We start from the raw sequence: 11,942 nt of genomic DNA, 5'->3' as shown, positions 1-11,942 counted from the left end.
GAGAGGCGGCCGAATGTCCGACGCCACCGCTGGAATCATTTTCGATCGGCTAGAGCACTGGGCGACGGTCAAGCCTGATCAAGCAGCGATGACCTTCCAAGGGACCGAATACACGTGGGCCCAGTGGCGAGACCGCATCTTGCGTATCGCCGCCGCCCTCGCCGAATCCGGCATCGGCGCCGGCGACACTGTCGCGTTCGTCGACAAGAATCATCTGTCCTGCCTCGAAGTCACCTACGCCGCCTCACTGCTCGGCGCCGCGAATGTCATTCCCAACTGGCGACTTTCGGGCGAAGAGCTGGATTACGTCCTCGCGGACTGTGGCGCTCGCATTCTGTTTGTCGGCAGCGAACTACTCCCCCAGATCGTCGCCATGCGCGACCGCTTGACGGCCGTCGAATCGATCTTCGCCGTCGGCGGGGAACACGACGAGTTCGAACCGTGGATCGACGAGGTCGCACCGCTGCACTCCCGCCCCGAGGTGAGCCCCGATGCCACCGCTCTGGTTCTCTACAGTTCCGGGACGACCGGTCGGCCCAAAGGCGTACAGCTCACGCATCGAAACCTGTTCGCGCACAGCAACAATGTGCTCGAAATCCTGCCGGCCCACGAGGATCACCGATTCTTGATCGCGATGCCGATGTTTCACGTCGGCGGAACGTGCTACGCCATCATGGCAATTCACACGGGTGGGCGCTGTTACTTCACGAGAGAAGCCGACGGACCGTCGATCTTCGCCGGTCTCGCCGCCGGAGCCAACATCGCCTTTCTCGTCCCACCGGTCATTGCCGGAGTCCTGGCCGCAGGCGAGCAGGCCGTCGCCGCCTTCAAGGCATTCAAACGCATTACCTACGGCGCCGCCCCCATGCCCCTTCCGTTGTTGCGAGCAGCACTCGCGGCTTGGCCGGACACCGAATTCGTCCAGGTCTACGGCATGACCGAAATGGCAGGTGTCATTACCGCGTTGATGCCGGACGTTCACCGCGACGAGTCGCAGGTCGAGCGCATGGCATCAGCAGGCACGGCGATCCCAGGCGTCGAGATGCGTGTGGTGGACCCCGTCACGCTCGAGGACGTGCCCACCGGAACGACCGGCGAACTGTGGTGGCGATCCGAACAGTGCACTCCCGGATACCTGGGCAAGCCCGAGGCGACGGCCGAAACGATTACCGCAGATGGGTGGCTGCGTAGCGGCGACATGGGCCGCGCCGACTCCGACGGCTTCGTCTTCATCGAGGACCGCCTCAAGGACATGATCATCACCGGCGGCGAGAACGTCTACTCCCCCGAGATCGAACGAGTACTGGTGGAGCATCCGGCAATCGCCGAGGTCGCGGTCATCGGCGTTCCCGACGACCGTTGGGGTGAAACCGTCAAGGCAGTCGTGGTTCTCACTGCCGAAGCGCAGATCGACGAAGCCGAACTGATCACCTATACACAGGAACGCCTCGCAAAGTTCAAGTGCCCGACCAGTATCGACGTCGTCGAGATCCTTCCCCGCAATCCCACCGGAAAGATCCTCAAGCGCGACCTCCGCAAACCGTACTGGGACAACCGCGAACACAAACTGGTCTGAGTTCGCGTGCTGTAATGGGGCGGTGACTTCGCGCCGCCCCACCACACCCAATCCGACCGATCCGTGCCCGTGCGGCAGCGGCAACGCGTTGGCCGAATGCTGCGGAAAGTACATCAGCGGTGAAGCGCACGCACCGACTGCCGAAACCCTGATGCGTTCGCGTTACACGGCCTTCGCTGTGATGAACGACGAATATCTCACGCAGACTTGGCATCCCGCCCATCGCCCCACCGAACTCGATCTCGACCCCGACCAGACATGGCTCCGGTTGGAGATCCTGGACACCGAACGGGGCGGGCTGTTCGATTCCGACGGCGTCGTGGAATTTCGCGCTCACTACACATTCGGGCGCGAGCGGGGAATGCTCCACGAACGCAGTCAATTTGCGCGAACAGAGGGTAAGTGGCTCTACGTCGACGGCGATATCGGTTAGGTAACTCCGGGCACCGCCGCCGCGGATCCCGATAACACGAGCCCTACGATCGAGTCATGACAACGAACCGGACGAGATCATTTGCCGCTGTCGCTGCCATCGCAGTGGGCGTGAGCCTGACTGCCTGTTCGCAGGACGCGGAGACCACTCCCACGGCAGCCACCTCGGCCGTCACCTCGACCTCGAGTGCAGCAGCGTCGACCACAGAACCAGTCCCGACGGACAGCTCCGACAAGACGTCGGCTGCGGGCACCGAATCCAAGCTCACCGTCGTCGACATCCGAGTGGGCGAGCACGACGGATTCGATCGTGTCGTCTACGAAATGGGCGGAACCGGCACACCCGGATGGCGCGTCAAGTACGTCGACGCGGCGACGCAGGAAGGCAGCGGTAAGCCCGTGGACATCAAGGGTGCCGCAGTGATCCAGGTCCTGATCGACGGTTCCGCCTATCCCTTCGACAGCGGAGTCGAGCAGTACTCCGGCCCCAACCCGGTCCCCGGTGTCGGCGGAGTCGTGACCGAGGTCAACGGGTCCAACGTCTTCGAGGGAGTCACGCAGTCGTTCATCGGCGTGACCGAAAAGCAGCCGTTCACGGTCACGACGCTCAGCGACCCTCCGCGCGTGGTGGTCGACGTGGCCCGCTGAGGCCGCACTTGACCTGAAGTTTGGTTGAGGTTCTACCTTCGTGTCGTACCGGCCACGTAATCTTCGTGGCCGGCGACCGGAGGGGCGAAGTCATGAGTATGGAAGTCACCGCGTGGAACGCGATGTACAACGCGATGCACGCGCAAGAAGATCGGCGCCCGTTCTCGAAGGCGACACTGAAGCGGATCGCGACGTTCGCAGTTCCACAGAAACGCAACCTCAGCTGGTACCTCGTACTCAGTGTTGTCACTGCTGCGCTTGCCGTGGCAACACCCGTCCTGGCCGGGCGCGTGGTCAACGCGATAGTCGGCGGCGACGCCGTCGACGTGGTCGTCAAACTTGCCGCCCTGATCGCACTGGTAGCACTTCTCGAAGCCGCTCTGGGACTGTTGACCCGGTGGCTCTCGGCCAGCATCGGCGAAGACCTGATCCTGCATCTGCGCACCACCGTCTTCGATCACGTCCAGAAGATGCCCATCGCGTTCTTCACCAGAACTCGAACCGGAGCACTGGTCAGCCGTCTCAACAACGACGTCATCGGCGCTCAGCGCGCCTTCAGCGACACCTTGTCCGGAGTGGTCAGCAACCTGGTCACCCTGGTGATCACGCTGATCGTCATGCTCGGGATCTCCTGGCAGATCACCGTCCTCGCGCTGCTACTTCTCCCGATCTTCGTCATCCCCGCACGGCGCATGGGCGCAAGACTTGCAGCACTCAATCGTGAAGCAGCCAACCATAATTCGCTCATGAGCACCCAGATGACGGAGCGGTTCTCCGCTCCCGGCGCGACTCTGGTCAAGCTGTTCGGCCGCCCGTCGCAAGAGTCGGCGGAGTTCGCGGTTCGCGCCAGGCGTGTGCGCAACATCGGAGTCCGGACCGCAATGCTGCAGTCAGTCTTCGTCACAGCGCTGACGCTGGTCTCGGCCCTTGCTCTTGCCCTCGTCTACGGACTCGGCGGCTTCTACGCGCTGCGCGGACAGTTGGACGCAGGCGCCGTCGTGGCGATGGCATTGTTGTTGACGCGGCTGTACTCGCCGTTGACCGCACTGGCCAGCGCCCGGGTCGATGTCATGAGCGCCCTGGTCAGCTTCGAGCGGGTATTCGAGATTCTCGATCTGGCGCCGCTCATCACCGAGAAGCCCGATGCACGCACGGTGCCGCAGGGCCCGGTGTCCGTCGAGTTCAAGAACGTCACTTTTGCTTACCCGTCTGCCGACAAGGTGTCACTAGCTTCTCTGGAGGAAGTCGCGATCCTCGACACCCGCGGCGGCGAGGACGTGTTGCACGACCTGTCTTTCCGCACGGAAGCAGGGCAGATGGTCGCCCTGGTCGGCACGTCCGGCGCCGGAAAGTCGACCGTGGCGCAGATGATTCCGCGCCTCTACGACATCGACTCCGGTTCGGTCGAGTTGGGCGGCGTCGACGTCCGCGACCTCAGTGCCGATTCCATCCGCGAGACCGTCGGCATGGTCACGCAGGACGGGCACCTGTTCCACGAGAGCCTTCGATCCAACCTGCTCCTTGCGCGACCGGATGCCACCGAAGAAGATCTGCGCGAAGTTCTGGAGCGAGCACGGCTCACCGACCTGGTTGCGTCGCTGCCCGACGGACTGGAGACCGTGGTGGGTGAACGCGGTTACCGCCTCTCGGGCGGCGAGCGTCAACGCCTGACCATCGCACGACTGCTCCTGGCCCAGCCTCGCGTCGTCATCCTGGACGAGGCCACCGCGCATCTCGACTCGACGTCGGAAGCCGCGGTTCAGGAAGCACTCGGCGAAGCACTCGCCGGGCGGACTGCGGTGGTGATCGCTCACCGGTTGTCGACGATCCGTTCCGCCGACCTGATCCTTGTCGTCGAAGCAGGCCAGATCGTCGAGCGCGGCAACCATGAGGAACTGCTCGCGCGCGGTGGCCGCTACGCCGAGTTGTACCGCACGCAGTTCGACACCAACGCCCGGAAGAACGGCGCCCTCGCACCGACGCCGATCTGATACCGCGCAGCGCCTTGCCCCCACACACAGAAAACAGGCGCTGTCCTCCTCGCGGAGGGCAGCGCCTGTTTCAGTCTTTATGTCAGTCGTTGAAGCTGTAGGTCAGTCGTTGTAGCGATCGCGTCCGCCACCGCGGCGGTCGTCACGTCCACCGCGATCGTCCCGGCCACCACGGTCGCCACGGCCACTCGGACGTCCCTGCGGCGGGCCGAAATCAGGCTGCAGCTGGATCAGGACGCCGGAGATGCGTGTGCGACGCAAAGCTTCGAGAGTCTCGTTGGAGAGGTCGGCCGGCAGCTCGACGATGCTGTGATCCGGGCGAATGCTGATGTGCCCGAAGTCGCTTCGACGAAGTCCACCCTCGTTGGCGATGGCACCGACGATGGCACCCGGAACGACGCGGTGACGCTTGCCGACTGCAATGCGGTATGCAGCCAACTCCTGGCCCTCGGGTCCACGCGAGCGAGGAGCCGGGCCGTCGTCGAAACGACGAGGGGGACGCGGTTCACGCGGCTCGCGCTCACGACGCGGCGGTGCCGGCGGCTCGGGAGAAAGCAAGAATGCTTCGCCGTCGCGCGACTGCAATGCCAGAGCGGCAGCGATGTCGATGAGCGGAACATCGTGTTCCTGGTCGTAGTCCTCGATCATCTTGCGGAACATCGCGAGATTCTCCGAGGCCAGGCTCTCGGTGATGGAGTCACCGAACTTGGCCACGCGCTGGGCGTTGACGTCGTCGACACTGGGAAGCTGCATCTCCGCAAGCGGCTGACGCGTCGCCTTCTCGATGGACTTGAGCAGATGACGCTCACGCGGAGCGACGAACAGCAACGCGTCACCCTGACGACCGGCGCGGCCGGTACGACCGATGCGGTGAACGTACGACTCCGTGTCATGCGGGATGTCGTAGTTGACGACGTGGGAGATTCGATCGACGTCGAGGCCTCGAGCGGCAACGTCGGTCGCGACAAGGATGTCGAGGGCGCCGTTCTTGAGCTGACCGATGGTCCGCTCACGCTGTGCCTGGACGATGTCGCCGTTGATCGCGGCAGCCGAGTGCCCGCGGGCCCGCAGCTTCTCCGCCAGGTCTTCGGTGGCCTGCTTGGTACGGACGAAGATGATCATCGCCTCGAATGCCTCGACCTCGAGGACTCGGGTCAGTGCATCGAGCTTGCGCTGATGAGCAACCTGAATGTAGCGCTGCGTGATGTTCGAAGCGGTCGACGTCTTGGACTTGACGGTGATCTCGACCGGATTGTTCAGGTACTGCTTCGAGATCCGGCGAATCGAGCCGGGCATCGTTGCGGAGAACAGGGCGACCTGCTTGTCGCCGGGGGTGTCGCGGAGGATGCGCTCGACGTCCTCCTGGAACCCCATCTTGAGCATCTCGTCGGCCTCGTCGAGAACGAGGTACTTGAGATTGGTCAGATCCAGGGTGCCCTTTTCGAGATGGTCGATGACACGACCCGGGGTACCGACGACGACGTGTGCGCCGCGGCGCAGGCCCGACAGCTGGACGCCGTAGCTCTGGCCACCGTAGATCGGCAGCACGTTGAGTCCGGGGATGTGCGCGGAGTACTTGCCGAATGCCTCGGCAACCTGAAGCGCCAGCTCACGCGTGGGAGCAAGCACCAGCGCCTGGGTCTGCTTGATCGACGTGTCGATCCGCGACAGGACTGGAACTGCGAAAGCTGCGGTCTTGCCGGTACCGGTCTGTGCGAGACCGACGACGTCCTTGCCTTCGAGCAGCGGCGGAATGGTGGCAGCCTGAATGGGCGAGGGCGACTCGTAGCCCACGTCTGACAGTGCCTTCAGTACCCGATCATCGATGTCGAGGTCGGCAAATGTTGGGGGTTCGGGGTCACGCTCAATATCACTCATTTGACCAGCAGTTTAGCGGATAGAGTATAGACACGACGACATACCGGGGGTGCATTTACGACAGATCCACCCTCCCAGCGGGTTTCGCCTAGCGTATGGAGCATGACCGAAGCCACCGTTGCCACCCCCGCCCAGACCGTTGTCGCGATTGCCCAATTCGCCCCGGGGACGGACAAGAAAGCCAACCTCGAATCACTGCGATCACTGGCTTCCGATGCAGCAGCACGGGGCGCGAAAGTTGTCGTGGCGCCGGAATACTCGATGTTCACCGCACCGAAGACGGATGAACGACTGATCGAGTCCGCGGAGGACCTGGACGGCGAATTCGGTTCGGCACTGGCGGCGGTCGCCGCGGAGTTCGGAATCTTCCTCGTAGCGGGAATGAACGAGCGGATCGACGACGTGAGCAGAATCTCCAACACCCTCGTCGCGATGGACCCGAACGGCGAACTGGTGGCGACCTACCGGAAGCTGCATCTCTACGACGCATTCGGTTACCAGGAGTCGGCCGTGATCCGTGCCGGCGACATCACGGAACCGCAGACATTCGGGTGCGACGGCCTGACCTTCGGCCTCCAGACCTGCTACGACCTGCGCTTCCCGGAAGTCACCCGGCGCATCGTCGACGTCGGCGCGGACATCCTGCTCCTGCCCGCCCAGTGGGTGCCCGGGCCACTCAAGGAAGACCACTGGACCACTCTCGTACGCGCCCGGGCCATCGAGAACACGATGTACATCGCAGCGGCTGACCAGAGCGCGCGCGGCGGCGCGGGTGCCAGCATGATCGTCGACCCGATGGGCGTCGTGATGTGTTCACTGGGCGAGCAGGTCGGGGTTGCCGCCGCGACTGTTTCGGCCGCTCGCATCGCCGAAGTACGCGAGAAGAATCCCGCTCTCGCGCTGCGGAGGTTCACAGTCTCGTCGCGGTGACCTGCAGCGGGTAGCGTCGAACAGGTCGGGGTTCGAGCTTCTCGAGGACAACGCAGTGACCCAGTATCGGGATCGATCTTCCGCCGGCAAATTTCTGGCCGGGCGGCTCGAGTCTTTGCGTCTCGACAAGCCTGTCGTTCTCGGACTCCCACGCGGCGGAGTACCGGTCGCAGCCGAGGTGGCTGCGGCACTGAACGCTCCGCTGGACATCGTAGTGGTGCGCAAGCTCGGCAGTCCGTACAACCCGGAACTGGCGATGGGCGCCATCGGTGAGGGTGGCGTGCGGGTCCTCAATCACGACGTCATCGCAGCGGTTCGCGTCTCGAAAAGTGAACTCGTCGCCGTCGAACGCGACGAACGAACCGAATTGGAACGGCGAGCGCGGCTCCTGCGCGAGGGACGGACCCCGGTTTCCCTCCACGGACGCACAGCAGTGATCGTCGACGACGGAATGGCCACGGGTGCGAGTGCCGCCGTTGCCTGCCGCTGCGCGCGCACCGCGGGTGCTGCATCCGTCATCGTCGCTGTCCCAGTTGCCTCCCCTGAAGCAATGAGAGTGATCGCGTGCTCAGCCGATCGGGTCGTCTGCCCCTTCGTTCCTGCCCTGCTGGGCGGCGTCGGTGCTGCATTCGAGGACTTTCATCAACTCAGCGACGACGAAGTGCTGACCTTCCTCGCCTGAGAGGACACCCCTCCAGCCTGAGCGCAGTCCAAGAGATCTCTGAGAATTTGTGATGTGTGCAACATTTCGCTCCTCGGTGCCGATAGCCCAAATGGAACAAAAAGAATTCGGCTTTCTGGAGGAACCGTGACCATCTCGACCGATACCGTCGACGCCGTCGCAGCTGCGTGCCGTGACCGCCTGGGCGACCCTTCCGCCTGGGTTGCGTCAGACGCTTATCGACAGAGCCTCGCCCTGTGCATCATCGAATCCGTTCAGTCCACGTCGGGCCACAGCGAAGTGACCGTCGTAGATCGCTACCTGGCCTACCGGAAAGCCCGCGAAGACAAACCCGTCACGGACGGCGCACGCGAACTACTCCGCACCTTCGAGGAAGCCGGGAGTTCGGACCAGTGGGCAGGCAAGATCGGCTCGTACAAGCGTCGCTACACGGCGACGGGTGTCCCGATCGAGGCACGTCACATCCAACAGGTCGCCGAGAAACTCCATCATTTGCGGATCAACAGCGTCGAGGACCTGCTCTCTGCTGCCGATTCCGACAACGCTCTCGATGCGGTTCACCTTGCCTGGGTGGACGCCTGCGGAGACGGTTCCGAAGTGACCTGGGCACACCTGTTGATGTTGGCCGGAATTCCACACACCGATCTGGGTACCGCTGCCGACACGTTCATAAGCGCAACACTCGGCACCACCGAGTTGTCAGGAGACACCTCGGAGATCCTTGCAGCTACTGCAGAGCAACTCGGAGTGGATCCGGACCGATTGGACTACGCAATTCGCCGGTGGTTGTCCGTGCACGGCCGCATGCTCCAACACGTCGCCTGAGTACCTGTAAACAGGCGGTCACACTAAACTGCAGGTCAGCGCCCGACCAGTTCTACCGAATAGTAACGACAGTGCAAAATGACGACTAATGTGATGCAATGCACATCAGAAATGTCAGTAGTCACTGGAGGGGTCAATAGTGCGCGAGTTCTCAGTTCCACAGTCGTTCTCAATTCCGGAGAACGTATCCATGGCCGACTCCGTGTTCCGTCACGCCGAAGAAGACCCCACATTCGTGCCGTTCAAGAGGCCGTCGAACGGTGGATGGGTCGACGTCACTGCAGCTGAATTCGCGAAGCAGGTCTCCGCAGTTGCCAAGGGCCTGATCGCTTCGGGCGTCGAGCTCGGCGACCGCGTCGCTATCCTGTCAGCAACTCGCTACGAGTGGGTCGTTCTCGACTACGCCATCTGGACTGCCGGCGGATGCACCGTCGCGATCTACGAGACCTCCTCCCCTGATCAGGCGCAGTGGATCCTCGAGGATTCCGCGACAACACTTCTGGTCGTCGAAACGGCCAAGCACGCGGAGACTCACAAGGAAGTCACCGACGGTGCAGAAGCCCTCCGCGAGGTTCTGGTCATCGAGTCAGGTGCTATCGACGAGCTGTCCAGTCGCGGTTCGGCAATCACCGATGAAGAACTGCACACTCGTCGTCACCAGGTCACCGCTGCCTCGCCCGCGACCCTGATCTACACCTCCGGAACCACCGGACGCCCCAAGGGTGTCCAGCTGACGCACTCCAACTTCTACGCCGAGTCCAACGCCTGCCGCCTGGCGATGCCGGAGTCGATGGTCCCCGGCAAGAAGACGCTGATGTTCCTGCCGCTCGCCCACGTATTCGCGCGAGCGATCTCCTTCGGCGCTTTCGACGCCAAGGTCACCGTCGCCCACACGTCGGATCTGACGACGCTCCTCGAGCAGTTCGCCGGTTTCAAGCCCAACTTCATCCTCTCGGTACCGCGCGTGTTCGAGAAGGTGTACAACTCGGCTCGCCAGAAGGCAGTCGACGGCGGTAAGGGCAGCATCTTCGACAAGGCTGCCGCCACTGCCATCGAATACAGCGAGTCCCTCGAAAAGGGTGGCCCCGGGCTGGCACTCAAGCTCAAGCATGCGGTATTCGACAAGCTCGTCTACTCGAAGTTGCGCGCAGCTCTGGGCGGCGAGTGCGAGCGTGCAGTCTCCGGTGGCGCAGCCCTCGGCGCGCGTCTCGGCCACTACTTCCGCGGCGTCGGCATCCCGATCTACGAGGGCTACGGACTCACCGAGACCAGCGCCGCAATCACCGTCAACACCTCGAGCGCGCAGCGCGTCGGCACCGTCGGCAAGCCGATCAACGGCCATGCAGCACGGATCGCCGAGGACGGCGAACTCCTCCTGCAGGGCCCGGTCGTCTTCGCCGGCTACTGGCACAACGACAAGGCGACGGCCGAATCGATCGTCGACGGCTGGTTCCACACCGGCGACCTCGGATCGATCGACAACGAGGGCTACGTCTCCATCACCGGGCGCAAGAAGGAAATCATCGTCACGGCCGGAGGCAAGAACGTCGCACCGGCAGGCCTCGAGGATTCCCTGCGTGCGCACGCTCTGATCAGCCAGTGCCTCGTCGTCGGCGACGGTCAGCCGTTCATCGGTGCACTGATCACCCTCGATCCGGAGACTCTGCCCGGTTGGGTCGAGCGCAACGGCCTGCCCGCCGGCACCGCTATCGCGGATCTGGTGAAGAACGCCGACCTGATCGCCGAGATCGACTCGGCCGTTGCCGACGCGAACAAGAAGGTCTCCAACCCCGAGCAGATCAAGAAGTACACGATCCTCGAGGTCGACTTCACCCAGGAGACCGGTGAATTGACGCCGACGCTCAAGCTCAAGCGCAACATCATTCACGAAGCTCACAAGACCAAGATCAGCGACCTGTACGCCTGATCGATCGTCTTTCCCGAGTCTGGCCCGGTTCGAATGCGAACCGGGCCAGACTCGTTTCACTCTCCGGCGGAGAGTAGTTCCTTTTCGATCTCGGATGGAAGGCCGTGCACCGCACGATCCTCCCGCTGGGTCGGCAGAGTTTCCCGCTGCATCCACTCCCAGGTATCGCGCACGGTGTTTTCGACGGGACGGCACCGCAACCCTGCCCGCGCTGCCTTGGCAGTGTCGGCTTCGAGGAAACCCGCGAACTCGCCCTCTTGCGGGACCCAACACGGCAGTTGTGTCCACGGTTGCGCTCCCGCTGCTGCAAGTCGGTCCTCGTCGATCCACACCAACTCCGCACCCGAACCGGTGGCGTCCACGCACGCCTCGAGGAGCCCGGAGGTAGTGGTGTGCCCGGACGCACTGATGACGTCGTACGTCCCGCTGATTTCGGCCGCCAGTCCGGACAGGACAAACGATGCGATGTCGCGGGCATCGACGTACTGCAACGGTCTGGTCGGCGCTCCGGGAGCAACGACGCGTCCGCCCTCAGCGATGCGCTGCAACCACCACGGCAACCGCCCGATGTCCTCGTGCGGGCCGAGGATCAACCCTGCCCTCGCGAGCAGCGCGTCCGGGAAGGATTCCAGGACAGCGAGTTCGGCCCCGCGTTTGGCGGACGCGTAATCGCTGTTGTCATCGGACGTCGCAGATGCGGCAACCACCGGCGAGCCCTCGTCCACGTGCAAGCCCCATTGGTAGACGGATCCACTGGAGATGTATGCGTACCGGTCGACGTGACCGTGCAAGACGCGTGCATTCTCAGCGACCACTCGGGGGCTACCCGACCAGGTGTCGACGACAAAATCCCATCGACGATCACCGAGCGCCTCAACCATCGCTCGCTGATCGGTGCGATCCGCGAACAGAACCTCCGCGGTAGGTGGTGGCGCTCCGGTGAGCCCCCGATGGAGCACTGTCACTTCCCAGCCCCGTGCCAGGGCGTCGTCGACGAGGGCACGGCCGAGGAACCGTGTTCCTCCGAGAATCAGCAGCTTCATGACGGCCATC

At 63.4% G+C, this 11,942-nt stretch carries 10 protein-coding genes; 8 read left to right on the top strand and 2 right to left on the bottom strand.

All coding sequences use genetic code 11. The annotated features are described in order from the left end of the window. Window positions 1-13 precede the first annotated feature (13 nt). The 4 genes from CPI83_RS09810 to CPI83_RS09795 all read left to right on the top strand — a co-directional run bounded on the left by CPI83_RS09810 (window position 14) and on the right by CPI83_RS09795 (window position 4,647). Complete coding sequence (locus tag CPI83_RS09810; protein ID WP_019749300.1) at window positions 14-1,576, top strand: long-chain-fatty-acid--CoA ligase; 1,563 nt, start codon at window positions 14-16, stop codon at window positions 1,574-1,576. 22 nt (window positions 1,577-1,598) lie between these two features. Beyond that, window positions 1,599-2,009, top strand: a complete 411-nt coding sequence (locus CPI83_RS09805; protein ID WP_097387145.1) for a YchJ family metal-binding protein — start codon at window positions 1,599-1,601, stop codon at window positions 2,007-2,009. A gap of 56 nt (window positions 2,010-2,065) precedes the next feature. Then, a complete protein-coding gene (locus CPI83_RS09800) occupies window positions 2,066-2,656 on the top strand; it encodes a hypothetical protein (RefSeq protein ID WP_019749302.1) in 591 nt (196 codons plus the stop codon). A gap of 92 nt (window positions 2,657-2,748) precedes the next feature. Beyond that, window positions 2,749-4,647, top strand: a complete 1,899-nt coding sequence (locus CPI83_RS09795) for an ABC transporter ATP-binding protein (protein ID WP_097388162.1) — start codon at window positions 2,749-2,751, stop codon at window positions 4,645-4,647. A 102-nt stretch (window positions 4,648-4,749) separates the two neighbouring features. Here the strand turns inward: CPI83_RS09795 and CPI83_RS09790 are convergent, their stop codons facing one another. Beyond that, window positions 4,750-6,525, bottom strand: a complete 1,776-nt coding sequence (locus CPI83_RS09790; protein ID WP_003945121.1) for a DEAD/DEAH box helicase — start codon at window positions 6,523-6,525, stop codon at window positions 4,750-4,752. A gap of 102 nt (window positions 6,526-6,627) precedes the next feature. On the opposite strand from CPI83_RS09790, the gene CPI83_RS09785 reads away from it, so the two are divergent. From CPI83_RS09785 to CPI83_RS09770, 4 genes are all read left to right on the top strand, one after another. Beyond that, complete coding sequence (locus tag CPI83_RS09785; protein ID WP_020908425.1) at window positions 6,628-7,455, top strand: carbon-nitrogen hydrolase family protein; 828 nt, start codon at window positions 6,628-6,630, stop codon at window positions 7,453-7,455. Window positions 7,456-7,510: 55 nt separating this feature from the next. Then, window positions 7,511-8,137 carry a phosphoribosyltransferase family protein gene (locus CPI83_RS09780; RefSeq protein WP_024487772.1) on the top strand — a complete coding sequence of 209 codons (627 nt, stop codon included), beginning with the start codon at window positions 7,511-7,513 and terminating at the stop codon, window positions 8,135-8,137. 126 nt (window positions 8,138-8,263) lie between these two features. Next, complete coding sequence (locus CPI83_RS09775) at window positions 8,264-8,962, top strand: hypothetical protein (protein ID WP_029255787.1); 699 nt, start codon at window positions 8,264-8,266, stop codon at window positions 8,960-8,962. Window positions 8,963-9,101: 139 nt separating this feature from the next. Next, window positions 9,102-10,889: a long-chain fatty acid--CoA ligase gene (locus tag CPI83_RS09770; protein WP_019749307.1), complete on the top strand. Its 1,788-nt coding sequence runs from the start codon at window positions 9,102-9,104 to the stop codon at window positions 10,887-10,889. A 56-nt stretch (window positions 10,890-10,945) separates the two neighbouring features. Here CPI83_RS09770 and CPI83_RS09765 read toward each other — a convergent pair whose 3' ends face one another. Next, a complete protein-coding gene (locus tag CPI83_RS09765) occupies window positions 10,946-11,932 on the bottom strand; it encodes an NAD-dependent epimerase/dehydratase family protein (RefSeq protein ID WP_232816901.1) in 987 nt (328 codons plus the stop codon). Window positions 11,933-11,942 lie beyond the last annotated feature (10 nt).

Origin of the sequence: Rhodococcus sp. H-CA8f (genome assembly GCF_002501585.1) — a bacterium.
GTDB lineage: Bacteria > Actinomycetota > Actinomycetes > Mycobacteriales > Mycobacteriaceae > Rhodococcus_F > Rhodococcus_F erythropolis.
This window is presented reverse-complemented; position numbering and strand designations above follow the sequence as displayed.